Annotated in this window: 22 protein-coding genes and 1 riboswitch; of the genes, 1 reads left to right on the top strand and 21 read right to left on the bottom strand. The window is 64.2% G+C overall.

The window, feature by feature from the left end; genetic code table 11:
* Positions 1-5 precede the first annotated feature (5 nt).
* On the top strand, positions 6-752 hold the full coding sequence (locus tag ACO2Q9_RS01185; protein WP_423307470.1) for a metallophosphoesterase family protein: 747 nt from the start codon (positions 6-8) through the stop codon (positions 750-752).
* 5 nt (positions 753-757) lie between these two features.
* Here ACO2Q9_RS01185 and tolA read toward each other — a convergent pair whose 3' ends face one another.
* From tolA to ACO2Q9_RS01080, 21 genes are all read right to left on the bottom strand, one after another.
* Positions 758-1,603, bottom strand: coding sequence for a cell envelope integrity protein TolA (tolA, locus tag ACO2Q9_RS01180; RefSeq protein WP_423307468.1), 846 nt, complete (start codon positions 1,601-1,603; stop codon positions 758-760).
* Between the two features lie 21 nt (positions 1,604-1,624).
* Positions 1,625-2,053 (bottom strand): protein TolR, encoded by a 429-nt coding sequence (gene tolR, locus ACO2Q9_RS01175; RefSeq protein WP_423307466.1) that lies wholly within the window; start codon positions 2,051-2,053, stop codon positions 1,625-1,627.
* 15 nt (positions 2,054-2,068) lie between these two features.
* Positions 2,069-2,764, bottom strand: coding sequence for a protein TolQ (gene tolQ, locus ACO2Q9_RS01170; protein WP_423307464.1), 696 nt, complete (start codon positions 2,762-2,764; stop codon positions 2,069-2,071).
* A complete protein-coding gene (gene ybgC / locus ACO2Q9_RS01165; RefSeq protein ID WP_423307462.1) occupies positions 2,761-3,204 on the bottom strand; it encodes a tol-pal system-associated acyl-CoA thioesterase in 444 nt (147 codons plus the stop codon). Before ybgC ends, tolQ begins: the two co-directional genes overlap by 4 nt.
* Positions 3,201-4,385, bottom strand: coding sequence for a pyridoxal phosphate-dependent aminotransferase (locus tag ACO2Q9_RS01160; protein WP_423307460.1), 1,185 nt, complete (start codon positions 4,383-4,385; stop codon positions 3,201-3,203). The genes ybgC and ACO2Q9_RS01160 overlap by 4 nt, the downstream gene beginning before the upstream one ends.
* A gap of 7 nt (positions 4,386-4,392) precedes the next feature.
* Complete coding sequence (nusB, locus tag ACO2Q9_RS01155; RefSeq protein ID WP_423307458.1) at positions 4,393-4,938, bottom strand: transcription antitermination factor NusB; 546 nt, start codon at positions 4,936-4,938, stop codon at positions 4,393-4,395.
* On the bottom strand, positions 4,935-5,411 hold the full coding sequence (gene ribH / locus ACO2Q9_RS01150; protein ID WP_423307456.1) for a 6,7-dimethyl-8-ribityllumazine synthase: 477 nt from the start codon (positions 5,409-5,411) through the stop codon (positions 4,935-4,937). The genes nusB and ribH overlap by 4 nt, the downstream gene beginning before the upstream one ends.
* 7 nt (positions 5,412-5,418) lie before the next feature.
* Positions 5,419-6,561, bottom strand: coding sequence for a bifunctional 3,4-dihydroxy-2-butanone-4-phosphate synthase/GTP cyclohydrolase II (ribBA, locus tag ACO2Q9_RS01145; RefSeq protein ID WP_423307454.1), 1,143 nt, complete (start codon positions 6,559-6,561; stop codon positions 5,419-5,421).
* A gap of 15 nt (positions 6,562-6,576) precedes the next feature.
* A complete protein-coding gene (locus ACO2Q9_RS01140; protein ID WP_423307453.1) occupies positions 6,577-7,062 on the bottom strand; it encodes a hypothetical protein in 486 nt (161 codons plus the stop codon).
* Positions 7,063-7,089: 27 nt separating this feature from the next.
* On the bottom strand, positions 7,090-7,737 hold the full coding sequence (locus tag ACO2Q9_RS01135; protein ID WP_423307451.1) for a riboflavin synthase: 648 nt from the start codon (positions 7,735-7,737) through the stop codon (positions 7,090-7,092).
* A gap of 4 nt (positions 7,738-7,741) precedes the next feature.
* Entirely contained in the window at positions 7,742-8,914 is a 1,173-nt protein-coding gene (gene ribD, locus ACO2Q9_RS01130) for a bifunctional diaminohydroxyphosphoribosylaminopyrimidine deaminase/5-amino-6-(5-phosphoribosylamino)uracil reductase RibD (protein ID WP_423307450.1), read from the bottom strand.
* 21 nt (positions 8,915-8,935) lie between these two features.
* Positions 8,936-9,658, bottom strand: a complete 723-nt coding sequence (locus ACO2Q9_RS01125) for a TonB family protein (RefSeq protein ID WP_423307449.1) — start codon at positions 9,656-9,658, stop codon at positions 8,936-8,938.
* 135 nt (positions 9,659-9,793) lie between these two features.
* Entirely contained in the window at positions 9,794-18,496 is an 8,703-nt protein-coding gene (locus tag ACO2Q9_RS01120; RefSeq protein WP_423307447.1) for a PilC/PilY family type IV pilus protein, read from the bottom strand.
* 16 nt (positions 18,497-18,512) lie between these two features.
* Complete coding sequence (locus ACO2Q9_RS01115; RefSeq protein WP_423307445.1) at positions 18,513-19,031, bottom strand: pilus assembly PilX family protein; 519 nt, start codon at positions 19,029-19,031, stop codon at positions 18,513-18,515.
* A gap of 98 nt (positions 19,032-19,129) precedes the next feature.
* On the bottom strand, positions 19,130-20,245 hold the full coding sequence (locus ACO2Q9_RS01110; protein WP_423307443.1) for a PilW family protein: 1,116 nt from the start codon (positions 20,243-20,245) through the stop codon (positions 19,130-19,132).
* 3 nt (positions 20,246-20,248) lie between these two features.
* Positions 20,249-20,779 carry a type IV pilus modification PilV family protein gene (locus tag ACO2Q9_RS01105; protein WP_423307441.1) on the bottom strand — a complete coding sequence of 177 codons (531 nt, stop codon included), beginning with the start codon at positions 20,777-20,779 and terminating at the stop codon, positions 20,249-20,251.
* Positions 20,780-20,790: 11 nt separating this feature from the next.
* On the bottom strand, positions 20,791-21,447 hold the full coding sequence (locus ACO2Q9_RS01100; RefSeq protein WP_423307439.1) for a prepilin-type N-terminal cleavage/methylation domain-containing protein: 657 nt from the start codon (positions 21,445-21,447) through the stop codon (positions 20,791-20,793).
* A complete protein-coding gene (locus ACO2Q9_RS01095) occupies positions 21,441-21,881 on the bottom strand; it encodes a type IV pilin protein (protein WP_423307437.1) in 441 nt (146 codons plus the stop codon). The genes ACO2Q9_RS01100 and ACO2Q9_RS01095 overlap by 7 nt, the downstream gene beginning before the upstream one ends.
* Positions 21,882-22,087: 206 nt before the next feature.
* Positions 22,088-22,537 carry a transcriptional regulator NrdR gene (gene nrdR / locus ACO2Q9_RS01090; RefSeq protein ID WP_423307435.1) on the bottom strand — a complete coding sequence of 150 codons (450 nt, stop codon included), beginning with the start codon at positions 22,535-22,537 and terminating at the stop codon, positions 22,088-22,090.
* A gap of 88 nt (positions 22,538-22,625) precedes the next feature.
* Positions 22,626-23,870, bottom strand: coding sequence for a serine hydroxymethyltransferase (gene glyA, locus ACO2Q9_RS01085; RefSeq protein WP_423307433.1), 1,245 nt, complete (start codon positions 23,868-23,870; stop codon positions 22,626-22,628).
* 34 nt (positions 23,871-23,904) lie between these two features.
* Positions 23,905-24,048: riboswitch (ZMP/ZTP riboswitch) on the bottom strand.
* A gap of 36 nt (positions 24,049-24,084) precedes the next feature.
* The gene (locus ACO2Q9_RS01080) at positions 24,085-24,918 is read right to left on the bottom strand and encodes a transglycosylase SLT domain-containing protein (protein ID WP_423307431.1); all 834 of its coding nucleotides are present in this window, start codon (positions 24,916-24,918) and stop codon (positions 24,085-24,087) included.
* Positions 24,919-25,392: the final 474 nt, after the last annotated feature.

Here is a 25,392-nt window from a genome sequence, read left to right as displayed (position 1 = left end):
GCTGGATGAGTCACACCCGCATCGCATTCGTTTCGGACATCCACGGCAACCTTCCGGCACTGGAAGCCGTGGTCGCCGATATCGCGCGCAGGTCGGTGGACCGCATCGTCTGCCTCGGGGACAACCTGTCGGGGCCATTGCTGCCGCGCGAGACAGCGCGGTATCTCATGGCTTCGGGCTGGCTCGTTCTCGCGGGCAATCACGAGCGGCAGGTGCTCGATTTCGAGCGCAAGGGCGGTGGGCCGTCCGATGCCTATGCGTTGCGCCAGCTCGGGCCTGAAGAGCTTGCGTGGATGCGCAGCCTGAAGCCCGACGCGTGGCTTTCGCCGGATGTGTTCGTGTGCCATGGCACGCCGCGCAGCGACTGCGAGCATTTTCTTGAATCGGTGCGTGGCGGCAAGCTGGTGGCCGCCAATGCCGATGAAGTCAGGGAACGTCTCGGAACAACCAGGGCCAGCCTGATCGCGTGCGGCCACAGCCATGTGCCGCGCTCGATGGTCATGCCGGACGGAGCCTTGTTGGTGAATCCCGGGAGCGTGGGTCTACAAGCCTATGACGACGATCACCCTGAGCCCTATGTCATGGAGCAGGGAACGCCGGACGCACGCTATGCGATCGTCGAGCGTACGCCCCATGGCTGGCACGTCGAGCAGCATTCGGTGGCGTACGACCCTGCGCCGATGGCGGCGCTGGCCGCGGCGCAGGGTCGGCCCATCTGGGAAGCTGCATTGTTGCGCGGCACTGTGCGCTAGGCGCCTCAGTCCTTCGGGCCGAAGTTCACCGGGAACTGGGTGACGAAGCGGCCGTTCTCGTCTGCAGGAATGCGTTCGGTCTTTTCCACGGCCCGCAGCACGGCTTCGTCCCAGGCCGGCACGCCGCTGGAGCGCGTGAGCTTCGAACCGATGATCAGCCCCGAGGGTGACACGCGTACTTCCACTGTAGCCTTGGGATTGCCGCTGATCGAATCCGGATTCGGGAAACTGATGTTGCGCTTGAACAGGGCCGCAAGACGCGCGCCGTAGCTTGCCGACGGCCCGGCCGATTGCAAGGCGCTGCCTGTTGCATCGGGCGAGCCGCTGGCGCCCGCCATCCCCTGCATGCGGCGGATGTTGTCCTGGCGCCTCTTTTCCTCGGCGGCTTTGGCCAGCTGCTCCTCGCGCCTGGCTTCGTCCTGCTTGCGCTTCTCTGCCACCTTTTTCTCATCGGCAGCTTTGCGGTCGCGCGCGTCCTTCTCGGCCTGGCGCTTCTTCTCCAGTTCACGTTGCTGCTCGCGCTTTTCCTTCTCGAGTTCGCGCTGCTTGCGCTCGCGTTCGATGGCGATATCAGCTTCTTTAGGCTGCGGTGTAGGCGCAGCCTGCTCGACCTTGGCAGTCGGAGGCGGGGGAGGCGGCGGTGTTTCGACGGGGCGAGGTGCGGCCTCGCGCGGCACGCTGGACCAGAGTTCGGCCTCGACGGCCACGTTCTCGGCCTCGCGCTTCCATTGAAGGCCGACGGTGAGCGCAATGACCAGCAGGCCGTGCGCGACGAGTGCGAGGCCGAACGCTCGCGCCATCCCGCTCTGCGGTGGCGGTGCGAACTCGATGCGATCGGCCTGGGCGGGCATGGCTCTGCGTTTCTTTGCGTCCTAAGGCGCGAGCTGGACGGACAAACCGACGCGTTGAACGCCACTCTTCTGCAGCTCGTTCATGACTTTTACAACCGTCTCATACTTGACCGACTTGTCTGCCGCAATCACGACCGGACTTGTCGCATCGCCGGCCTGCGCTTGCTGCACGGCCGCCACGAGTTCGCGCTGCGTGACCTGCGCGCTCTTCTCGCCGGCGGGGCCGGACTTCACCTGCAGCGACTCGTCCTTGCCGATGACGATCTGCACCACGCGGTCAGGCTGCTTGGAGGCGCGGCCGACGCTGGGCAGGTCGATCAGGCTGGGCGTGATGAGCGGTGCGGTGACCATGAAGATGATCAGCAGCACCAGCATGACGTCGATGAACGGCACCATGTTGATCTCGTTGATGGTGCGGCGGCCTCGGCCCCGGGATGCGACGGCGGGCATGGCGTTCGTTCCCGCTCAGCGGCCGGCGGGCGTGCCCGTGCCGAGGTTGCGTTGCAGGATGTTGGAGAACTCCTCGATGAAGGTCTCCAGCTTGATGGCGACGCGATCGATGTCGCGGGCGAAACGGTTGTAGGCCACGACAGCGGGAATGGCGGCGAACAGGCCGATGGCGGTGGCGACCAGTGCTTCGGCGATGCCGGGCGCGACGGTGGCCAGCGTCACCTGTTGAAGGCTTGCCAGGCCGGTGAAGGCATGCATGATGCCCCACACCGTACCGAACAGGCCGACATAGGGAGAGACGGAACCGACCGAGGCCAGGAACGACAGGTTGGACTCGACCACGTCGAGCTCGCGCTGGAAGCTGGCCCGCATCGCACGGCGCGCGCCGTCGAGCAGCGTGGGCGCGTCGACGATGCGGCGCTCGCGCAGCTTCTGGTATTCGCGCATGCCGCTGGCGAAGATGCGTTCCATCGGGCCTGCCTGCCTGGCGTTCTGTGCGGCGGCAGCGAAGAGGTCGTTCAGACTGGTGCCGGACCAGAACTCACGCTCGAACTCGTCGTTGAGCGATTTCACGCGCTTGAGCGCGAAGAGCTTGCGGAAGATGGCCGCCCAACTGGTGACGGACACGCAGACCAGCAACAGCATGACCAGCTGGACGACGATGCTGGCGTTCAGCACGAGATGGAGGATGGACAGGTCTTGTTGGTTCATGTTGTCTGAAGCGATTGCAGGATGCTGACCGGAATCCGCCCGGGGCGCAAGGTGCGGCTGTCGACCCAGCCGATGCGGATGGAGCCTTCGCAGAGAACGGTGGCTTCTGCGGACTGCTCTGGTTTCGATAGCACCTGCTGGGCGATTATGAGCGAGGCCCGCCCCTGCTCTGAGAGGGACGCGGTAACAAGAAGTTCATCGTCGAGCCGTGCGGGCTTGAGATAGCGCACCGAAGTTTCGAGCACGACGAACATGCCACCCGTCTCTTCGCGCAGCGTGCTCTGCGCGATGCCGAGCGAACGCAGCCACTCGGTACGGCCGCGTTCCATGTACTTGAGGTAGTTGGCGTAGAAGACGATGCCGCCCGCGTCGGTGTCTTCCCAGTAGACGCGCAGCGGGAAGCTGAAAGCGCGTCGGGACGACGTTGCCATCACCGTCATGCGAGCAGCGTGCGCAGCCGCGCGACGGCGTCCTGCAGGTGCGCCATGGAGCTGGCGGTTGAAAAGCGGATGAAGCGGTGCGTGCTGTCCGCGCCGAAGTCGCGGCCCGGCGTCACGGCGACGTGGGCGCGTTTCATGATCTCGAACGACAGGTCCCAGCTGTCCTTGACGCCGAGCTTCGCGCAGGCAGCAGAGCAGTCGGCCCAGGCGTAGAACGCGCCGTCGGGCATGACCGGGACGTTCAGGCCGATGTCGTTGAGCGCGGGGATGAACCAGTCGCGCCGCGCCTTGAATTCCGCACGACGGCGTTCGTATTCGGCGATGCTCTCGGTCTCGAAGCAGGCGAGGGCGGCATGCTGCGACACCGTGCTCGCGCAGATGAAGAGGTTCTGCGCCAACCGCTCGACCACGGGGACCAGGACGTCAGGCACCACCAGCCAACCCAGACGCCAGCCCGTCATGTTGAAGTACTTCGAGAAGCTGTTGATGCTGATGACGTGGTCGTCCATCTTCAGCGCGGTCTGGCCGAAGGTTTCGTCGTGGCTCAGGCCGAGATAGATTTCGTCGAGCAGCGTGATGCCACCCTTGTCCTGCACGAAGTTGTGGATGCGGCGGAGCTCGGCGGGGTGGATCGACGTGCCGGTCGGGTTCGACGGAGACGCCAGCAGCACGCCACGCGTGCGCTCATTCCACGCGGCCTCCACCTTGTCGGCGCTGAGCTGGAAGCGTTCCTCGGGTGTCGTGGGAACGAGCACGGCATTGCCTTCCGCCGCACTGACGAAATGCCGGTTGCACGGATAGCTCGGGTCCGGCATGAGGATTTCGTCACCGGCTTCGATGAGTGCGAGGCAGGCGAGCTGCAAGGCTGCCGACGCGCCCGCTGTCACGATGATGCGGCGTGCGGGCACGTCTGCGTCGAAACGCTGGGCGTACCAGCCGCTGATGCGCTCGCGCAGCGCGTCCAGCCCGACGGCATGCGTGTACTGCGTGACGCCATCGCGCACGGCACGGGCGGCTGCTTCCTGCACGAGGGGCGGCGCGGTGAAGTCCGGCTCGCCGATGTTCAGGAAGATCATGGGCGAACTGCCATGCGCTGCTTCGGCCGCCAAGGCGCGCGCGGCCTTGGCCACTTCCATGACGTAGAACGGTTCGATGCGCTGCGCGCGGGTGGCGATCTTCATCTCGGCGTCAGCGTGCCTTGCCCGCGGCCTTGTCGGCCTCGACTTCGGCGGCGCGCAATTGCGGCGCCAGCCCGCCGAGCACACCGTTGACGTACTTGTGGCCGTCGGTGCCGCCGAATTCCTTGGCAAGTTCGATGCACTCGTTGATGACCACGCGCCACGGCACGTCCATGCAATGGCGGAACTCGTAGGCGCCGATCCACATGATGCCGTGCTCGATGGGCGAGATTTCTTCCATCTTGCGGTCCAGCAGGGGCAGGATGAGCGCGTCGAGCTCGGCAGCCTCGGCCACACAGCCATGCAGCAATGCGTCGTAGTGGGCCGAATCAGCCTTGTGGAAGCCGGCCAGGTCACGCGTGAAGACGTCGATGTCTTCCGCCGTGTTGCGGCCCACGAGATGCTGGTACAGCGCCTGCAGTGCGAATTCGCGCGCACGGCTGCGGGTGGACTTGGCGGATGCCTTGCGTGCGCCACTGGCCGTGAGACCGGGGCGCTTGCGCGGGGTGGCCGGCGTGGCGTCTTCCGGCAGGCCGTCTTGCGTCGGTTCGGTCATGCCAGTGCGTCCAGCAGGTTGGCCATCTCGACCGCCACGCGCGCGGCGTCACGACCCTTGTCGGTCTGGCGTGCCACGGCCTGCGGCAGGTCTTCGGTGGTGATGATCGCGTTGGCGATCGGCAGCTGGTAGTCCAGCGCGATGCGGCTCACGCCTGCACCGGACTCGTTGGCGACCAGCTCGAAGTGATAGGTCTCGCCGCGGATGATGCAGCCCAGCGCGATGAGGGCGTCGTATTTGTCCTGCTCGGCCATGGCCTGCAGGGCGACCGGCACTTCGAGCGCGCCGGGCACATACACGTGATCCACGTGCTTTTCCGGCACGCCGAGCGCGGCGAGTTCTGCCTTGCACGCATCGGCCAGTGCGTTCGTGATGTCTTCGTTGAAGCGTGCCTGCACGATGCCGATGTACAGCTTGCGGCCGTCCAGCAACTTGCTGCCCGCTTCGGGGGCTCCCTTGTTTGCGCCAAACATGTTCTTGTCAGTCCTTGTCGATGTAGCAGGCGATCTCGAGCCCATACCCGGCCATGCTGGGCATGCGGCGCGGAGCACCCATGAGGTTCATTTTCTGCACGCCGCATTCGCGCAGGATCTGCGCGCCCACGCCGTAAGTGCGCAGGTCCATCCTGCCGCGTTCTGGCGCCTGCGCCGCACGTGCCTTGCCTTCGAACTGGGCGAGCAGTTCGGCGGCGCTTTCACCGCAGTTGAGCAGCACCGCCACGCCGCGCCCCTCGCGCTCGATCAGGCGCAGCGCCGCGTCCAGGCTCCACGAGTGCATGGACCGGTCGACTTCCAGCGCATCCAGCACCGACAGCGGTTCGTGCACGCGCACGGCCACGGTGTCGTCCTTGCCCCAGCTGCCCTTGACCAGTGCGAGGTGCAGGTCGCCGCTCGTCTTGTCGCGGAAAGCGTGGGCGGTGAACTCACCGAAGTGCGTGGCCAGCGGACGCGAGCCGACTTTCTCGATCAGCGATTCGTGGCGGCTGCGGTACTCGATGAGGTCGGCGATGGTGCCGACCTTCAGGCCGTGCTCGGCGGCAAACAGTTGCAGGTCGGGCAGGCGTGCCATCGTGCCATCGTCGTTCATCACTTCGCAGATGACGGACGCCGGGCTGCAACCCGCCATGGTGGACAGGTCGCAGCCCGCCTCGGTGTGCCCGGCGCGCATGAGCACGCCACCATCCACCGCCTGCAGCGGGAAGATGTGGCCGGGCTGCACCAGGTCGCTGGCCTTGGCGTCGCGCGCGACGGCGGCCTGCACGGTGCGCGAGCGGTCGGCCGCCGAGATGCCGGTGGTCACGCCTTCTGCTGCCTCGATGGACACGGTGAACGCGGTGGAATGCTTGGCACCGTTGCGGGCCACCATGGGCGGCAGTTGCAGGCGCTCGCAGATCTCGCGCGAGAGCGTGAGGCAGATCAGGCCGCGCGCATGTCGCGCCATGAAGTTGATGGCTTCGGGTGTGATGTGGTCGGCGGCGATGACGAGGTCGCCCTCGTTCTCGCGGTCTTCCTCGTCCACGAGGATGACCATGCGCCCGGCGCGGATCTCTTCGACGATTTCGGTGACGGGCGAGATGGGGGCGGGCTGCCGCGCGATGGCTGCTTTGTAAACGTTGGCTGTCATCGGTGGAAATCGTGTTCAGTTAGGCAGCGGCGACAGGCCGTTGATGCCGTCAACAATACAAACAGGACCTTTGTCGTCATAGGCCACGACGCGAACCTTGTAGCTCACGCCGGTGACGCGCTCGCCAGATTGCACCTTGAGTTCATCGCTGGCTTTGATGGTTCGTTCGGCAATGACCAGGGGCGTCGTGGCGCCAGGGGGCAGCTTGGTGAACAACACCGCATATCGTGTGGCGGGCGGCTGCGTGACGGGTGTCCAGGCGAAGCCGATATTGTCCGGCAAGGTGATCGGCTGGAACTGACCTCCCTCCTTGCAGTTGGGGACGTGGGAACCAACGTTGATGCTCAGCGCTGCCTGCGTTGGCTCGATGGTCTTTGCGGCGATCGATGTTCCAGTCTCACCGGACGAGGCACGGGGCTCTTCAGCCCGTTTGCAGCCGGCAAGCACCAGCATGCAAAGAAGTGGGATTGTGACCAGGGTGAGGCGTGAAAGTTTTTCCATTCGAATGTCTCCGAAAGACAAGCCGGCTCAGCCGGCGAAAGTTGCGGGCTGCGGCCTGCTGGTCAGTTGGATCATTCTGTGCAGGTAGCGCGCGAAAAGGTCAATTTCCAGGTTGACGCCAGCACCTGGTGCCAGTCCGCCAAGTGTGGTGTGTTGCATCGTCTGGGGAATCAGGTTGATGCCGATTTCCGTGCCGTCGTCCCCGTCATGGACGGTGTTGACGGTGAGGCTCACGCCGTTGACCGTGACCGAACCCTTGATGGCGAGGAACGGGGAGAGCGCGCCCGGCGCCCGGATACGCAGGTCCCAGCTCTCACCCACCGGTCCGAAATGAGTAATGTGGCCGACGCCGTCTACGTGGCCGGAAACCACATGACCGCCAAGACGATCGCTTGCACGCAAGGCTTTTTCTAGATTCACGGGGCCGGGAGAGTCAAGCCCGGTGGTCTTGTCCAGCGACTCGGCCGAGATGTCCACCGTGAAGCGGCTGGACGACTTGTCGATGCGAGTTGCGGTCATGCAGGCACCATTGAGCGCCACGCTGTCTCCCAGCGCGACATCGTCCAGATAGCCAGGCGGGACCTCGATCTCGAGCTGCTTGCCATGGCTGGAGGATTCGCCCAACGAATGCACGACGACAATGCGACCGATCCCGGTGATGATTCCTGTGAACATGACGCTATTTTCGCAGGGATTGGGTGTCGGTCGCAGGCCTCAGCCGCAGGCGCAGGTCATTGCCCACGGGCTGGATGTCGGTGAAGCGAAGGCGTGACGCCTGGGCCAGGGTTTCGAGGGGGCCTAAGCCTGCGATGGCGGCGCCTTCCCCCAACAGCACGGGGGCCAGATAGACAAGGAACTCGTCGATGAGTGCTTCGCGCAGCAGCGCGCCATTGAGTGTCGCGCCCGCTTCCACGTGCACTTCATTCATTTCGAGGCGTGCGAGATCGCGCACGAGGGCGTGCAGGTCAACACCGGCATTTTTCCATGTCTCGCTGCAAGCGAGGGGTATGACCGTCGCACCGGCGGACTGGAGTGACCTGCATCGCGCATCGGCACCTTCGCTCGCCATGGCATCTTCGCGCCCATAGACGAAAACCCGCCGTGCGGTCCTGAATATCCGTGCCCCCGGAGGCGTCTTGAAGTGGCTGTCCAGGATCACCAGGTCGGGCTGGCGGATTTCCGTCTCGCCCGAAGTGCCGCCGGATGTCGAACGCACGGTCAGGCTCGGGTCGTCTCGCAGCACGGTTCCCACGCCCGTGAGGATGCCGCTCGCGCGTGCACGCCACACGTGACCGTCGGCGCGCGCTGCTTCGCCGGTGATCCACTGGCTCGTCCCGTTGTTCAGCGCGGTCCTTCCGTCCAGCGATGCGGCGGTTTTCAGCCGCAGCCATGGCTGACCGCGCGTCATGCGGCTGATGAAGCCAGCGTTCAGGTCGTGCGCCGCGACGGCGACCGGGTGGTCAGGCGAAAGCAGTTCCACCGCTAATCCTGCTTCGCGCAGAAGCGCCAGGCCGCGCCCCGACACCTGCGGGTTGGGGTCGACCATGGCGACATTCACCTGCGCAAGCCCGGCCGCGACAAGCGCGTCCGCGCATGGAGGCGTGCGGCCATGGTGCGAGCAGGGCTCCAGCGTCACCCAGGCCGTGGCACCCTGCGTGGGCAAGCCACGGGCTGCAGCGTCGCGCAGCGCCATCACTTCCGCATGTGCGCCGCCCGGCTGCTGCGTGAAGCCGCGGCCAATCACTTGGCCCCCGGCATCTGCCAGCACACAGCCGACACGGGGATTGGGCGACGACAGCGGGATGGCCTGCCGGGCCAGGGCGAGAGCGTCGTCCCAGACGGAGGTGTTCATGGATGCGGCGCGACCTGCGCGTCAGTTCGACTGACCTGACACGGCCGAGCCCCGGTTGATCGGCTGGTAATTGATTTCATAGGTGATCTGGCTCTTGACGGCACGACCGTCGAGGTAACCAGGCGAATAGCGGGCCTTGGAGAAGGCGGCGATGGCAGCCGCATCATACTTTCCCTTGGGGGTGGACGTCAGTACGACAACCTCGTCTACCTCGCCTCGGGCGTTGATGAGCACGCGCACGACAACACGGCCCTCGCCAAGGACCGTGGTGCTTTCTGTATCCACATCGCTGAGCAGTCGGGGTGGCGGGTTGAGTGACCCGCTCACGTTGTAGGAGGTCGGTGGCGCAGGAGGCGGGCTGCCGCCTGTTGCCACGCTGGGTGGAGCGGGAGGAGCAGGTGCTGGCGGTTCGGCCGGAGCCGGGGGCATTGCCGGCGCGGGGGGCGATGGCAGGGGCGGTGGCGTGGGTACGGCGACCGGCGTGGGTGAGGGCGCCGGCGCCGGAAGAGGGGCCGCAGCCGGAGTCGGGGGTGCCGTCACCGGCTCGGGCGGAGGTGGTGCTGCCTCCGCCACCACCTGCGGCGCATCTGGCCCTGGCTGGGGTGCGGGTGCTTCCCGGATCATCACCACCTGCATTTCGTTCTCGGCGCGTAGCAGCTCGACCACGATCGGCACCGAGTCGTTGTCCGAGGTGACGCTGCCCTGCATCTGCACCAGCCTGAGCAACACCAGTGCATGAAGCATCACCGAAAGCACAAGACCGAAGGCAAGCCGCCTGCGGGCTGGATCACGCAAAAAGCCGGAGGCTCGCCACTGGGCGAGCCTCCGGCCGAAGGGAAGGGCCGCGAGCACGGTCACGGTGCGGCGGCTGCTCCCGCTTTACTGCTTGGGCGCGGTGATTTCGCGCCAGCTCACCCGCTTGCCAGGGCTGGGCGGTGTCGACACGGGCACCGGGAGCGGGGTGATGACGCCGTCCGAGCCGCGTGCGTTGGCGATGATCGTGCCGTCCTTCAGGCGGAACAACCCGAGACCCACGTTCAGCGACGACGACAGGTGGACCGAGGTCACCCCCGCTGGATCTCCGCCCACAGCCGTGCCCTTGATCAGGTCGAGATAGTTGAGCAGCGAGAAGCCACCGGCGCTGCAGGTCGAGCTGTCAGGGACGTTGCTGGCGAAGACCAGCGTGCCCGAAGTCAGGCGCATGTCGACGTTGATGCGTTCGCCGGCGATCGGCAAATCGACCACGAAGCCAGCGGTACCCGTACAGGCCGTTGCATCCCCGTCGCACGAGATGGTACGGGTGAGGCTGGTACCCGTGCCGCTTTGCGTGAGCTTCATCGGACGCAACTGCTGGCGCAGGCCACCCGCGGAATAATCGGCATCCTTGAACGAGTAGACCGACTGGATCTGCGAATTGGAGTCCACCAGCAGGTCGGTGATGCCCAACAGGCGGCCGGTACCAACCAGGACGATGGTCGATCCATCCACTTCAGCCAGTTCCGGACGGGTGGTGATCGGTTGTGCGTTGCCGTCCTTGTCGCGGGCCACGCCCAGCAAAGTCACCGTGGTGGGCGACGAAGCCATATCGAAGCGCCACACGTTGCCCAGCAGGTCGGTGCCGTACGTACGCAGCGTCGTATTGTCCGCATTCGCATTGATCACGAAGTTGTTGAGGTTGCGCAGGCCACTGGGCGTGGTTTCATTCCCGGTGAACGTATCCGGCGTCGAGGTGACAGCGGCGACCTTCTCCAGGATTCGGCCAGTGAACGCGTCCAGCACATACATGAAGCCACGGCCCTTGTTTACACCGCCCGTGTTGTTGTAGCCCGAGCTCACCAGCACCACCCATTTGCCGTCGCTTGCACGCTTGGTGATGATCGGCTTGCCGAACGTCAGGCCCAGGTCACAGTCAGTGTATTCCTGCGAGCCCGCGACATAGCAGCCGCTGGCCTTGTAGTTGAACTCCCACAGCGCCTTGGGTGTTGCCGGGTTGGTCACGTCCAGCGCGAAGAAGCCCGTATTGGTGTTGGCGACATCGCTTTCCTTGCCGCCGGCGCCCAGACCACCGACGAGAATGGTCCGCCAGGTGCCTTCCGCGCGGTCGGTCGTGTCGGCCGGGTTGAACGCGTCAGAGATCTGTGGTGTGCCGTCCACGAAAAATGCGTGGCGGCTGCCGTACTCGTTGTCTGCCAGCTTGTACAGGCTGGGCATCAGCGCGGTCGGGATGAAGGACCAGACTTCTTCACCGGTCGTGGCGTTGAAGGCGTGCAGCATGCCATCGTTGGCGCCGGCATAAAGCATGGGCTGGCGCGTGGCGTTGGCGGCCTTGAAGTCGCTGTAATAGTCATCCGTGTAATTGCGGGATGGTGCCTTCACGTACTGCGGCTGTGAGCCCACGATGTCACCTAGCACGAATGCGCGCTTGCGGTACAGCTTGGAGTCTTCACCATTGATGTAACCCTCCAGACCCGTCTGGCCCCGGATGAAATTGACCAGGTTGCCCGGTGCGGCTGCTGCCGTGCGCTGCGAGTCGGTCATGTCCAGGTTCTGGCTCAGGTTGGTGATCTGGCTGGCACCGAAGTAAGCCTGAAGGGCGGACGTTAGTGCCGTGGTAGTGCCGCTGGTGCCGCAGTTGCGCGTGTTCCAGGTGAACGGCGCCAGTTTGTCGGTCGCCGAGGCGTTGAAATAGTAGATGCTGCGGGTGTCACAGTTGGCCTGAACCTTGTTGGTGAGCAGATCACGTGCCGACCACTGGCTCTTGGTCGCGACGTCGTCCGTTTCGCCGGTTTCGGAATTCACCTTCACCGAGTTGATCTCACCCCACCAGTCTTCCGTCTTGTAGCTGGCCACGTAAGACGTGTTGTCGCCGTCCGTGATTTCCAGCGTGGTGGTCGAGGCAGCCGAACCGGCGCCGCCCAGACCGGCAATGGAGCCTAGCGCAGCGCGGATGCCGGACACCACGGTGTTGGAGTCGCTCGCGCTGAAATACTGGCCGCGTCCGTTGACGGCAGTGTGCCAGAAGTCGTCAATCGAACGCTCGTCGTTGTAAAGCCCCGGGTCGCTCTCGAAGTCAAGACCGGCTGCCGGCCACACGGGCCAGTTCGCCTGCTCACCGACTTCCGTTGCCTTCCAGTTCGGCAAGGCCTTGACGTTCCCCTTGCGGATGTCGTCGAAAGCGCCAGGGATGCCCTTGCGATAGTCGTCCTGGTACTTGACCGAGCCTGATACGCCCAAGCCGACGACGAACGTCGTCATGTGCTGGTAGCGTGCGCGGTCGTCTTCCACACCGGGGCCCGCCGTGGGCGGGCCATAGACCCCGTCCGGACCGTAGTCGGTGCCGGGGCGCAGGTCGGTCGTATAGAAGTATTGCGCGACGTCAGCCAGCGAATTACTGCTGCCACCTTCGCTGCCCGGGTTGTCCTTGATGCAAGGCCATTCGGTGCAAGTGAACGGGACGCCGTTGAGCGTGCCGGTCTCGTTGGACGCGAGCGGGCTGTAGCCTGCCGCCGGCTTGCCATTGGCCGGCAGGGGCGGCAAGGGGTTTTCGTTGGGCGAGTGGCACACGTTGTCCAGGTACTGGACGGCGCTCACATCGGTGACGTCGCGGAGTATCTGGCTGGTCGTCGTGCCGCTGTACATCACTTCGGTGGTGCGCTTGGTCGTCACGTAGCTCTGGCGCTTGCCGTCCACTGGCGTGCAGGTCGTACCGATGTAGCCGTTGGCGCTGGACGGCGCGGCATTTGCGCAATCCGTAGCCACGATCACATCCGGGCCGGTGGTGGCCGTGTTGCAGGTGGTGATGGTGTAGTCATCCGAAATTCCCGACGTGCAGGAGGCCACCGCCGTCGGGCCGGTCGTGACCGGGCCGACGCAGGTGATCGTCCGCCAGTTGTTGGCGGCGCTTCCGGTCTGCGGCGTGCAGGTGGCGACGCCGGTCGGGCCACCGATGCTGTTCAGGCAGGTGGTCGAGGTGTAAGCGTTGCCGGCATTGGCGGGCGTGTCGGTACAGTTCTGGACGCCAGTGGGACCGGTGTCGACGGCCGTGCAGGTCGTCTTGATGTAGTTGTTGCCGGCACCGGCTGCTGCGTCCGTGCACGAGGCGACGGGCGACGGACCGGTGGTGACCGTGTTGCAGGTTCGCAGTGTCCAGTTGTTGTCGTTGTTCGCCACGGTAGCAGCCTCGCAACTGGCGACCAGGGTCGGGCCGGTGGTGGCAGTGTTGCAAGTAGTGGTTTTCCAGTTGTTGCCGGCGGTGGCCGTAATGGGCGTGCAACTCGCGACGCCGGTGGGACCACTGGTAACCGGTGTACAGGTCGTGGCCGTCCAGCTATTGCCGCCACTGGCCGGGGAGGCCGTGCAGGACTGCACGAAGGTCGGACCGGTTGTGACGACAGGGCAAGTGGTCAGGACGTAGTTGTTTCCAGCATTCTTGCTTTGAGGCGTACACGAGGCTGTGGGCGTCGGTCCCGTGTTGTTGTCTGCGCAGGTGGTCGTGACCCAACTATTGGTGCCGCTGGCCGCGGAAGGGGTACAGGTGTTCACCGCCGTCGGCCCGGTCGTTCCCGTATTGCAGGTGATGGTCAGCCAGTTGTTGCCGGCATTACCTGTCTGCGCCACGCAGGTGCTGGCCTGAACGGCCGTCGGGCCGCTGACCGAGTTGTTACACGTCGTGGTCGTGTAATTGTTGCCACTGTTGGCCGACGACGGGGTGCAGGTCTGCACGCCTGTCACGACAGGCGTGCTCGGGGTACAGGTGGTGGTCACGTAGTTGTTGGCACTGCTGGCTGTTTCTGCCGTGCAGGATGCCACCAGCGTGGGACCGGTGTTGGTCGTGCTGCAGCTGTGGGTTGTCCAGTCGTTGGTCAATGTCGGGGTCGTGATGTTGGTGCACGACGCAACAGGTGTCGGGCCGGTGACGGTTGTGTTGCAGCTTCTCGAGGTCCAGTTGTTGCCAGGACCAGCCGCAGCGTTTGTGCATGAGGCCACGCCGGTCGGGCCGGTGTTCACCGTGTTGCAGGAGGTCGTCTTCCAGCCGTTGAGGGACGTGGCCGTAATCGGCGTGCAGGCAGCGACGCCGGTCGGACCGGTGGTGGCCGTGTTGCAACTTGTGGTGGTCCAGCTGTTGCCCGCATTCGCAGTGACCGGCGTGCAAGTGGAGGCCTCAACAAATGTCGGTCCCGTGGTCTGTTGATCGCAGGTGGTCGTCACAAAGCTGTTGCCGGCATTCGGGGACGAGGGTGTGCAGGTGGCAATCGGCGTCGGGCCGGTGGTCTGGGTGTTGCAGAACACGTTGACCCATCCGTTGCCCGAGGCGGCGGTCTGCGGCGTGCAGGACGCCACCGCCGTCGGGCCGTCGCCACCGTTGAAGTTACAGACGCGGCCGACGTAGCCATTGGTCGGGCCCGGATCTTCCGGAACGCAGGCACCCACGTTGGACGGCGTGCCATACAGCACCGTACAGGTGGTTGTGACCCAGTTATTGCCGGCCGTGCCGCTGGAGGCCGTGCAGGCGCCGGTCGTCGGGCCGGTGGTGACGGTGTTGCAGGTGGTCACGGTGTAGCTGTTGCCGGCATTTGCACCCGAGGCAGTGCAGGAGGCCACTGGAGTCGGTCCCGAGGTCACGGTGGAGCAGGTGCGTGTCAGCCAGTTGTTGCTTGATCCGGCAGTCTGTGCTGAGCAGTTGGCCACGGGCGTCGGGCCGGTGGTCGCTGTAAAGCAGGTGGTTTCCACGTAATTGTTGCCAGCGTTTGCACCTGATGCCGAACAGGTTTGCACGCCAGTCGGGCCGGTGTTCACGGTGTTGCAGGTGGTGGTGGTGTACGTATTGCCGGCGTTGGGTCCGGAAGCCGTGCAGGAAGCGACACCGGTGGGGCCGCTGGTCACGTTGCTACAGGTCGTGGCGGTGTAGCTGTTGCCCGCGTTGGCACCGACAGGCGTGCAGGACGCGGCAGGCGTCGGGCCGGTGGTGACCGTGTTGCAGGTCGTCGTCGTCCAGGAATTGCCTGAGCCAGCTGTGATCGGGGTGCAGGCAGCGCTGGGTGTCGGGCCCGTGGTGGCCGTGTTGCAGGTGGTCGTGAGCCAGGAGTTGCCGCTGTTGCCAGCCGACGCCGAGCAGGTTTGCACGCCGGTCGGACCGGTCGTGACGGTGTTGCAGGAGGTAGTCGTGTAATTGTTGCCTGCGTTGGCGGAAGATGCCGTGCAGTTTTGCACACCTGTGGCCGGGGGGGCTACAACATCACAAGTGGTGCTCGTGAAATTGTTGCCCGCGTTGGCACCCGTGGGGGTACACGTCGCGACGGGGGTCGGGCCGTTGGTCGTCGTGGCACAGGTGGTGGCGGTGTAGCTGTTGCCGGCGTTGGCGCTCGCGTTGGTGCAGGAAGCCACCAGGGTCGGGCCGGTCGTCACCGTGCTGCACGAGGTGGCGACATAGCTGTTGGTGCCGTCGGCAGCGGCAGGTGTGCATGAGCCGACGCCGGTCGGGCCGGATGTCACGGTGTTGCAGCTGGTGGCGACATAGCTGTTGCCTGCATTAGCGGCTGCGGCTACGCAGGAAGCCACGCCCGTGGGGCCGGTATTCACCGTGTTGCAGGTCGTGGTGGTGTAGTTGTTGCCGCTATTGGCGCCTGAGGCCGTGCAGGAAGCCACGCCGGTGGGGCCGCTCGTGACGGTGTTGCAGGTGGTGGCTGTGTAGCTGTTGCCGACGCCAGCAGTCGCCGGCGAGCAGGACGCCGCAGGGGTCGGGCCCGTGGTCACGTCGGCGCAGGTCGTGGTCTTCCACTGGTTGCCGGTGCCCGCGGTCGCCGGGGTGCAGGAGCCGACCGCGGTGGGGCCCGTGGTTACCGTGGCACAGGTGGTCGTCGTGTAATCGTTGGCGCTGGTCGGACCGGAGGGCGTGCACGTCTCCACGCCGGTTACCACGGGTGTGCTGCTGGCGCATGTGGTGGCTGTGTAGCTGTTGCCGGCGTTGGCGCCGCTGGCAGTACACGAGGCAACAGCAGTCGGGCCGCTGGTGAGGGTTGTGCACTTGGTGGCCGTCCAGTTGTTGCCGGAGCCCGCAGCCACAGGGGTACAGCTCGCTACAGGCGTGTAGACCGGCGGCGGCGTATAGCAAGTGGTGCTGGTGTAGTCATTGCTGCTGCTGGCACCAGCGGGCGTGCAGGATGCGACGCCGGTCGGGCCGGTGGTCGTTTCCGTGCAGGTGATCTGCAGATACTCGTTGCCGGAATTGGGCGTCTGCGGCGAGCAGCTGACTACAGCAGTCGGGCCGGTGATGGCTTTGGGGCACGCGACGCCTGGGCCTGTAACGCAGGAATCAATCGGGACTGCGGTGTACGACTCCGCCGTCTGCCGGAAGTCCTGGCGCGTCGAGCGCGTCCAGCGCGAGGTGCTGCGCTGCAGTTGTTCCGTGTAGCTATTGAGCTGGGATGTCGAGCGCAGCAGCTGCGATGTGGTTTTCTGCAGCTGCGAGGTGCTGAGCGTGCGTTGCAGCGTGCTCACATTGATCTGGGCAGTGCTTCGCGTGAGTTGCGACGTGCTCCTGGTCAATTGCGACGTGCTTCGCGTGAGCTGGGACGTGCTCGCACGGATCTGCGCGGTCGTCGCCCGGTTCTGCACCGTGCTCATCTGAAGTTGTGACGTGCTGCGCTGCAGTTGGGACGTGCTCGTACGGATCTGCGCGGTGGAGACGTTGGCTTGCGTCGTACTCCGCGTGAGTTGGGAGGTGTTGCGCTGCAGTTGCGACGTGCTCTGGTTGCGTTGCGACGTGCTTTGCGTGCGCTGAGAGGTGGACCTTTGCAGCGTGGCGGTGCCGGCGGTGATCCAGGTGCGCGTGCGCAGGATCTGCGAGGTGCTCTGGCGATTCTGCAGCGTGCTCCGGCTGGTTTGCGATGTGCTTTCCGTCTGTTGCGAGGTGCTTGCCGTGATGCGCGTGGTGGTGTCGAAAATCTGCGCGGTGCTCTGGCGCACTTGCGACGTCGTCTGCAACCACTGCTGCGAACTACGCATCGTCTGGGACGTGCTGCGCAGCCGCTGGAAGGTGGCTATGTTCAGTTGCGACGTGGCGGCCTGCACCTGCGCCTCGCTGCGCGTCGTGCGGCTGGTCGATTCACTGGTCTGGTCGGTCCTCTGCAGGACCTGGTGCGTCGAGGCCAGCATCTGCTGGAACGATTGCGTGGTGCGCGACGTACTCTGGAAGATCTGGGCCGTGCTCCTGGTGACCCATACCCCCGGGCATGCGGTGTAGCTGTAGGCGTTCTGGGCATCGATGGTTGTCTTGCGGCCAGACGAACGGCCGTCCCACATCGGACGGGGCGAGTTCGGGTTGGACAGGTCACCGTCCTGCTGGCCGACGTTGGCCCCGTTCATGCCGATAGGGCCCCAGGCTTCGGAATTGGCAGAACTGTTCCAGTAGCCATCCGTCGTCATGATGGTGAAGTTGGGCTGGCACGAACCTTGGTAAGGGTCCGACATGCCGGCCACGATGGACGCAGTGGAGCGGCCGCTGGCCGTGTTGCCCAGCAGCTTGGTCCGGTCCGCATAGTGCAGGCCTACGCGGGCCAGGCCCTCGCGGGCGGGTGAAGACGTGGCGTCGGGTACCAGGCCTTCAAGCTTCTGGTACCAGTCGTACTTCTGGCCACTGTTGCCGTCGCCCGCGAAATCGTTGATGGCGAGATACTTGGAGTTGACCACGGGCCCGCCGACTGTGTCGGTGGGCGCCATGGTGACAAGGCCGACCCGGAAGCTATCGGTCAAACCGTTGAAAGCCAAACCCACGCCGCTCTTGATGAGCAGCATACGCGTGCGGTAGTACTGATACCAGATGACGAATTTTTGCTGGATGGTTGCGCCCTGGTTTGCGACCAGTTTGCGCTCCCACGTGCCGCCGCCCGTGGCGGGAATGCTTACCTCCGTATTGGGCGAAACGCCCGATACGGACTCGAGTTGGCGGCAGCCGTCAGCCGTCGGCGTGGGGACCGCCGTGGTGCCAGTAAAGACGTAGTAGTAGGCCTGCTGACGCGTATCGCTATAGCCGGCCGATGGGATCGCCGCAGATGAATTGAAATAGCGGGTCTTGTTGTCGTAGGCCTGGAAGTTGACGTTCAGGTCGACCGTCGTGGCCGGCGTGGGCATTGATGCGCTGGGGACCGGTGCCTCCGAAGGCAGGTAGTAGTTGTAGACAGCATTGGGCCACGTGGGCGTGGGGCGCGAGCTGCCATTGGCGTACTTGGGAACCTGATAGTTCTTGGCCGGATCGAAATACAACCCGTTGCAGACGGCGGAGCGATAGCCAATGGGCATCTCGAACTGGCCCACGACTTCCATCGAGTCCGGCATGTGCGTCCAGGACATCGATTTCGACGAGTCCACCAGCAGCATGATGTTTGGCTTGATGACCGACGTGCGCGCATTGCTGACAGGCACGTTGGCGATGTTCGCCGTGCCGATCACCGTCGAATCGGCCGTCGATGCGCCATAGCCTGCCACAGAGGCGAGAAGCAAGGCACCTGACGCAAGCCCCAGCCGGGCGGCATTGCGCAGGGCGCGCGAGCGGCCCTGGGTTGTGGAAGCGTGTTTCGTTTTCATTTTTCCCCCTGCGCGCTCAGAACATGAGCACCTGGACGTAGCTGACGGTGTTGCGCGGGCCTTGCACGCGCGCGGTAACGCGGAAATAGACGAGATTGCCTGTGCCGCACGCCGGGTCTTCGTCCGGCTTGCAGCCTTGTGCTTCCACCACATACTTCTTGGGCACCAGCACGCACTGCTGGGTCGGGCTGCTGGACAGGTCGCCCGCAGCCTTGCACATGCGGTGGATCACATAGCGGATGGTGTTGCCGCCCTGCTGCTTGATTTCTGCGGAACTCGTGTCGTTGTCCCAGGTGAATGTGAAGGGATCAAACGTGCTCGTGCCGTCGGGCGCGAACCACGTGGGATAGTAGTAAGGGACGGTGGCGTCACGCACGAGGCGCTTGGGAACGTTGTCGTTGTTGACCACCCATTTGATGGCCTCCTCGATGCCTGTGTCCCCGGCAAGTGTTGCGTTCTGGCGGAACGAAAGGTTGCCTGCAACGCTGAGGCTGCTGCCTACAGCGCGCATCATGGCGTAGGCAGCCAGAGTCATCGCGATCAGGACTATGACGGAAAGCACAAGGACCATGCCTTTTTGCTCCCGTGCGAACCCGACGCGGGCTGGCATTGTGCGGTGGCGCAGTTTCATGCTCACGACGACGAAACTCCCCAAATCACGTTGCGCAGCGGGACGAGTGTTTCGTACACCCGATAGCGGTAACGCTTCCAGTTGTTGGCAGGGTTGGCGGGTTCACTGGTACCGTCCGAGCCATCCAGATTGGTCATGACAAAGGGCACCGGCGTGGTCAGCGTGGAGCCAAACCAGGTCGGTACATCGGGCGTGACGTCCACGCAGCAGGTCTTGTCGCCCTTGAGCACGGCTTCGTACTGCCGGCTGCGCGCGAGCATGCCGACGCGGATGGCCCGTACTGTCGTCCAGTCGGTGGGGGCAGTTGTGGTCCAGTTGTCGATGGTCGTTCCGGCGGAGGCAATTCCATAAACGGCCTTGAGGCCTACGATGCCTTCAGCGACCGGTGTAGCGGCGCCCGGAAGAGTGGCAGGGTCGGTGAGGAAGTCGTCGTACCACACCAGATTGTCCGACTGGATTCGCCAGACGTGTCGCCTGGGGGCGTCGCCCATATTGAACAGCAAGCCCGTGGCGAGCGTGGGGTCGGAGCCGGACGTGCGGTTCCAGTCACCGCCAGCATGGACGAGGGTCTTGCCATCGACATTGCTGGCATCGGATATCTCGACCATGTCGCAGGTCATGGTGCCCGATTCACGGGTGGCGATCACCTTGTCGCCGACCAGGAAGCCGGCTTGCCGTGTGGCGACCTTGGAAGTGGTCGTCGCCGCCGTGAACGCGATGTCGGCAGTCAGCAGCTTGGAGTTTCCGTACGTCACCGCGATCTCGTCGCGGCCGGTGACCGTGTCGGGCGTGATGAGCACGGGCATAAGATCGAAAAGGAAATCACCGCCGCGCGCTGCGCTTCTGGCCTTGACGCTGCAGCCCAGAACTGCTGCGTTCGCGGTGCCAAAACCCATTCCTCCCAGCTTGAGGTCCCGGTCCATCGCGTACATGCCGATGCTGCCGTTCAACTGCGCGTCGGCACCGGACGTCGTGGTGCGTTTTTGCGCGTCCCAGACCGACAAGGTCTGCATGATGACGATGATGGCCACCATGCCGATGGCAATCCCGACGATGACCTCCATCAGCGAGAAGCCTGCACTGGCCGGGGGGCGGCGGGTATTGCGAAGGTTGTTCATCGTTCAGTTCACCTGCGTGACGAGGATGTGCTGCCGCTTGGCCAGATCGTTGGGACCTTGCCAGCACAACGTGATCGTCACCTTGTTTCGGCCTGCCGGCTTCCCATCGTCAATGTCAACCGGATCGAGTTCCACTTTGATTTGCTGGCCGGTTTCAAGCGAACCCGGCAGGCCTGCCGTCGATTTCACTTTTGCGAGCCAGGCACCGATGGCCGGGATGGAGGTTGCCGCAGTGGTACTGCCAGAGAAGACGCAGTCTGCCCCGTCCGGTTGATATGCAAACGTATTCAGCGAGGCGCCAAATTCCGGCTTGTCGCTTTCTTTGGTGCGGTCCACGTTCAGCCAGATGATCTGCGCAGCCTCATTTGCCAACTGTGCGGCATCAGTGCGGATGTTGGCATCTGTCTGCGCCGAGATCGCAACGCGGCTGGCGGTCATCATCGCAAGGATGCCAAGGGAAAAAATCAGAAGGGACACCAGCGCTTCAATGACAAAGCTGCCTTGTTGAGAACCTGCGGATCGATGGGTGGTCATGCGGGTCTTCCTTAGCAGGTGCGGGAGTCGCCCACTGCTGTCACCATCGGGTCGCACAGGCGAACCTGGCCGCTGACGGACACGCGTACTTGCAGGCAGCGCATGCTGCCGGGGTCCGTCGTCGCGCTCTGGCAGTTGCCGCCCTGCGGATTGCTGAACAGGAACGAAGCAGGCTCATTGAGTGCACCTGTCGCTCCCGCAGGAGCATTCACACTGAGTTGTCCAAGGCTGTTGAAATAGAGGCCCTTGACGCTGCCGCTGGTCGATGTCGCGGTCAGCGTGACAGGCTGCGAGGCGGACCCGTCGCTGCCGGATTGGCCGCTGATGAACAGGTACGTCGCAGGTGGGCTGGGCGACATGTCCTTGACGCGCACGACCCAGTTCCTGCCGCCGACGGTCGGAACGACTGCGTCGACGTTGCTTTCCAGCGGATCCTGATTGGTCAGCACGAATTCGATTGGCGCGGCCTCCGGTACATTGCGGGTGAGCGCTTCACTGCGGGCTTGTTGCAGTGTGGCGACCATGCTCTCGGCAGCCGCCCTGATTTTGCTATTGGCGCTGAACTCCCGCAGTGTCGGAGCGCCGAGTGCCACCAGAGCGGCCAGGATCGCCATCGCGACCACCAGTTCGATCAGCGTGAAGCCGTGAACGCGGCGCCCGGTCAGCACAGATCCCCCTTCTTCGTGATCCAGCAGGTGGTCGTATTGCCTGCCCCGGGCCAGCCAGTGGGCAGCGCCAGTGTCTGCTTCACGCCGGCTTGGTTGATGGTGTAGGTGAAGCCGGCCATGATGGTGCCCGGATTGCCTGTCGCCGTCACTACATAGGTGGTGTCAGTCCGGGTCGGGCACGCGAAGGTGAATTCCTTGGTCGCTGCTGGCAGGGGGGCGACGGTATTGGCGGTGCACGAATCGGTGTAGGTGCGCTTGTCCTGAAAATACTGCTCCATTTTGAGCTTCATCGAGCTCAGTTCCGCGACCGCTTCGGAAATCTTGCTTCGACGGATGTAATCGGAATAAGCGGGAATGGCAATGGCGGCCAGGATCGAGACGATCGAGACAACGATCATCATTTCAATCAGGGTAAATCCATTCTTGCGTTGCATGTCGGGCCTCTTAGCGGTTGGGGAAGGATATAGATGGTCACAACTGTATCTTCCCGCGTGCCGATGGGCGGGAACTCTTTCCCGACAAGTGGCAATTCGTCGTTACAATTATTGGGAGCCGGTGTGAAATAGTTGGCGCTCCCGGCAGAGGACAGGTGGCGTGGACTCTGTAGCTGCGTAAGTCGCCCAGCTTGCGGAAAAAGGCGTCAACGCCGCACTTCATCCACCAGCGCCCGGAACTCGTCGATGTCTTCGAAGCTGCGGTAAACGCTGGCAAACCGCACGTAGGCGACCTTGTCGAGCTTCTTGAGTTCGCGCATGACGAGTTCGCCGATGCGGGTGGAGGGCACTTCGCGCAGGCCCAGGCTGAGGAGTTTTTCCTCGATGCGCTCGATGGCGCTGTCGATCTGGTCGGTGCTGACGGGGCGCTTGCGCAGCGCCAGGTTCATGGAGGCCAGCAGCTTGGCGCGTTCGTAGTCGATGCGCCGGCCGTCTTTCTTGACGATGGCCGGGTAGTTGACGTCCGGCCTTTCATACGTGGTGAAGCGCTTCTCGCAGTCGGCGCACTGGCGGCGCCGGCGGATGAAATCCCCTTCTTCGGACACGCGCGTCTCGACCACCTGGGTCTCGGCGTGGCCGCAGAAGGGGCAGCGCATGGTTACAGCCCGCCACCGGGCCGCCCCAAGGCGGGCTCGGCCCCCTCGGGGGGCAGCGACGACACGAACTGCTGAGCGTAGGGGCTCATTATTTGTACACAGGGAAGCGCGCGGTCAGCGCATTCACCTTGGCGCGAACCGCCTCGATGTTCGCCGGATCGCGCGGATTGTCCAGCACGTCGGCCACCAGATTGGCCGTGGCGCGGGCTTCCTCGTCCTTGAAGCCGCGTGTGGTCAGGGCGGGGGTGCCGATGCGCACGCCGCTGGTCACCATCGGCTTTTCCGGGTCGTTGGGGATCGCGTTCTTGTTGATGGTCATGTGGGCGGCGCCCAGCACGGCCTCGGCTTCCTTGCCGGTGATGCCTTTGGCACGCAGGTCGACCAGCATGACATGGCTTTCGGTGCGGCCGGAGACGATGCGCAGGCCGCGCTGCGTCAGCGTCTCGGCGACGATCTGCGCGTTCTTCACAACCTGCTGCTGGTATGCCTTGAACTCGGGGCTCAGCGCTTCCTTGAAAGCCACGGCCTTGGCCGCGATCACATGCATCAACGGGCCGCCCTGCAGACCAGGGAAGATGGCGCTGTTGATGGCCTTCTCATGCTCGGCCTTCATCAGGATGAAGCCGCCGCGCGGGCCGCGCAGGCTCTTGTGCGTGGTGGAGGTCACGACGTCGGCGTGCGGCACCGGGTTGGGGTAAACACCTGCGGCGATCAGGCCGGCGTAGTGGGCCATGTCCACCATGAAGATCGCCCCGACGTCCTTGGCCACCTTGGCGAAGCGGGCAAAGTCGATGCGCAGCGAATAGGCAGATGCGCCGGCCACGATCAGCTTGGGCTTCGACTCATGCGCCTTGCGCTCCATGGCGTCGTAATCGATCTCTTCCTTCTCGTTGAGGCCGTAGGACACGACGTTGAACCACTTGCCCGACATGTTCAGCGGCATGCCGTGCGTGAGGTGGCCGCCCTCGGCCAGGCTCATACCCATGATGGTGTCGCCTGGCTTGAGGAAGGCGAGGAACACGGCTTCATTGGCTGAGGCGCCGCAGTGCGCCTGCACATTGGCGGCGTCTGCGCCGAAGATCTGCTTGATGCGGTCGATCGCCAGCTGCTCGGCGATGTCGACGTATTCGCAGCCGCCGTAATAGCGCTTGCCCGGGTAGCCCTCGGCGTACTTGTTGGTGAGCTGTGTGCCCTGCGCGGCCATGACGGCGGGCGAGGCGTAGTTTTCGCTGGCGATCAGCTCGATATGGTGTTCCTGGCGGGCGTTCTCGGCCTGGATGGCAGCCCAGATCTCGGGGTCGGTCTGTTCGACGAGGATGTTGCGGTTGTACATGGATGGCAGTCCTGAAACGTTGGCCTTGCAAAACAAGGGCTGCCCAGGCGAACGGCTGAACACCTGCCGGCGGCAGGCGGTGCGCTTCCCAGTGGTTGACGGGGGCAAGCCCCGTGCTTTTCCACGTCAGCGCCTCGCTCGCGGGAGCGGGCACCTATCGCCAGTTGCGCACGGGCTGGAGTTTAACTGAGCCGGCGCAGTTTGCGCCAGCCGATCAGGACTGGGACAGCAGAGCCACCTTGTCGGCGGAAGGCGGATGTGCGATCGGACCGGCTTCGACCGGGATCACCTGAACCGGCGGCGCGGCAGGCATCGGCGGAACCACCGGCATGGCGCGGCCCGAGGCCACGACCATCAGGCGGGCGTGTTCGGCCATCACCTTGGCGGCATAGCCACCGTCGTCTTCGAGATTGGCCGCACCCACGTAAAAGCGCAGGCCTCCCTCGAGCGAGCCGGCGCGGGCGATGCATTCCTGCAGCACCTTCACGCCCACCCGCAGATTGGCCACGGGGTCGAATGCGGCCAGGGTGCCGCCGAAGCTGTCGTATTTGTCGGTGTGGACCTTGGTCATCACCTGCATCAGCCCCTGTGCGCCGACAGGGCTCTGCGCGAAAGGGTTGAAGCTCGATTCCACGGCCATGATGGCCAGGATCAGCGTCGGGTCGAGTTTGGCCTTGCGGCCGACCTCGTAAGCCTCCGCCACCAGCACGCTCAACGGCTCGGGCGCCACCTTGTACTTGCGGCTCAGCCAGAAAGCCACGGCCGCCTGGTCCTTGGGGAGGGCATGCGGGTTGGCGGCAGTCGCGCGCTCCATGGCGCTCGGCTCGGGCGTGATGCCCAGGGCCGCGATCTGGCGGGCCTGGAGCCAGCCCATCAATTTCTCTTCGCCCGTCTGACGCAGGTCAGGGCGGGCCGTCAGTGTGATCACGCCGAATACGACGGCCAGGCCCAGCAGGGCGAAGCCGTTGTGCGTGATCTCGAAAAAGCCCTCGGCCACATCGGACGCGAACGTCTGTACGGCCTGGACTGTTTTCTCTAACGCTGTCATAGCACTTCCTCATCGTGGCGCGGACCTTGGGAGACTGCAGGAGGCAGTCGCAGGGTACGTCGTTGGATTGGTACGCCATCTGGTTCCTGCCCGCTTGGGAATGCTCTGGGCGTCTGTGGAACCGATGTAGCCGGGGTCGGCAGCGGGTTCGTGTGTCCCTGAAAGCTGGGACGGGGCGGATTGTAAAAACATTCTTAATATCTAGTCAAGAATATCAAATCAATCTTTCATAAGTAAAAATATCTTACAAATGCGGGTTTTCATCAGGCAATCGCTGCTTTGGAAGCCATAGAAAAGCATTTTTTGAAATCCTGAGGCCCATTTGCTAAGTTTCCCGGGCCTGAATGTTCAGGCATACCGCCAGAGGTAGCCGGCACCAGAGGTGACGGAAAACCGACGGCAACCCTTGGGCGCAATCCATTGCGCCCGGCAGGCTGGAACAACACGCTTCCAGTCTTGCAAAACCGAGACGGC

This window comes from Variovorax sp. VNK109 (assembly GCF_049445855.1).
In the GTDB taxonomy this organism is placed as follows: Bacteria; Pseudomonadota; Gammaproteobacteria; order Burkholderiales; family Burkholderiaceae_C; genus JAGOCV01.
Note: the sequence above shows the minus strand (reverse complement) of the source record. Positions and strands in the feature narration are given on the sequence as shown.

Coding starts and splice junctions, on each gene's coding strand:
- nrdR (WP_423307435.1), bottom strand. CDS start 22,537: ATGCGCTGCCCCTTCTGCGGCCACGCCGAGACCCAGGTGGTCGAGACG.
- ribH (WP_423307456.1), bottom strand. CDS start 5,411: ATGTTTGGCGCAAACAAGGGAGCCCCCGAAGCGGGCAGCAAGTTGCTG.
- ACO2Q9_RS01120 (WP_423307447.1), bottom strand. CDS start 18,496: ATGAAAACGAAACACGCTTCCACAACCCAGGGCCGCTCGCGCGCCCTG.
- ACO2Q9_RS01125 (WP_423307449.1), bottom strand. CDS start 9,658: ATGCTTCATGCACTGGTGTTGCTCAGGCTGGTGCAGATGCAGGGCAGC.
- ribD (WP_423307450.1), bottom strand. CDS start 8,914: ATGAACACCTCCGTCTGGGACGACGCTCTCGCCCTGGCCCGGCAGGCC.
- tolR (WP_423307466.1), bottom strand. CDS start 2,053: ATGCCCGCCGTCGCATCCCGGGGCCGAGGCCGCCGCACCATCAACGAG.
- ACO2Q9_RS01080 (WP_423307431.1), bottom strand. CDS start 24,918: ATGACAGCGTTAGAGAAAACAGTCCAGGCCGTACAGACGTTCGCGTCC.
- ACO2Q9_RS01110 (WP_423307443.1), bottom strand. CDS start 20,245: ATGAACAACCTTCGCAATACCCGCCGCCCCCCGGCCAGTGCAGGCTTC.
- glyA (WP_423307433.1), bottom strand. CDS start 23,870: ATGTACAACCGCAACATCCTCGTCGAACAGACCGACCCCGAGATCTGG.
- ACO2Q9_RS01140 (WP_423307453.1), bottom strand. CDS start 7,062: ATGGAAAAACTTTCACGCCTCACCCTGGTCACAATCCCACTTCTTTGC.
- ybgC (WP_423307462.1), bottom strand. CDS start 3,204: ATGACGGTGATGGCAACGTCGTCCCGACGCGCTTTCAGCTTCCCGCTG.
- tolA (WP_423307468.1), bottom strand. CDS start 1,603: ATGCCCGCCCAGGCCGATCGCATCGAGTTCGCACCGCCACCGCAGAGC.
- ACO2Q9_RS01160 (WP_423307460.1), bottom strand. CDS start 4,385: ATGAAGATCGCCACCCGCGCGCAGCGCATCGAACCGTTCTACGTCATG.
- ACO2Q9_RS01135 (WP_423307451.1), bottom strand. CDS start 7,737: ATGTTCACAGGAATCATCACCGGGATCGGTCGCATTGTCGTCGTGCAT.
- ACO2Q9_RS01185 (WP_423307470.1), top strand. CDS start 6: ATGAGTCACACCCGCATCGCATTCGTTTCGGACATCCACGGCAACCTT.
- ribBA (WP_423307454.1), bottom strand. CDS start 6,561: ATGACAGCCAACGTTTACAAAGCAGCCATCGCGCGGCAGCCCGCCCCC.
- ACO2Q9_RS01095 (WP_423307437.1), bottom strand. CDS start 21,881: ATGCAACGCAAGAATGGATTTACCCTGATTGAAATGATGATCGTTGTC.
- tolQ (WP_423307464.1), bottom strand. CDS start 2,764: ATGAACCAACAAGACCTGTCCATCCTCCATCTCGTGCTGAACGCCAGC.
- ACO2Q9_RS01115 (WP_423307445.1), bottom strand. CDS start 19,031: ATGACTCTGGCTGCCTACGCCATGATGCGCGCTGTAGGCAGCAGCCTC.
- ACO2Q9_RS01105 (WP_423307441.1), bottom strand. CDS start 20,779: ATGACCACCCATCGATCCGCAGGTTCTCAACAAGGCAGCTTTGTCATT.
- nusB (WP_423307458.1), bottom strand. CDS start 4,938: ATGACCGAACCGACGCAAGACGGCCTGCCGGAAGACGCCACGCCGGCC.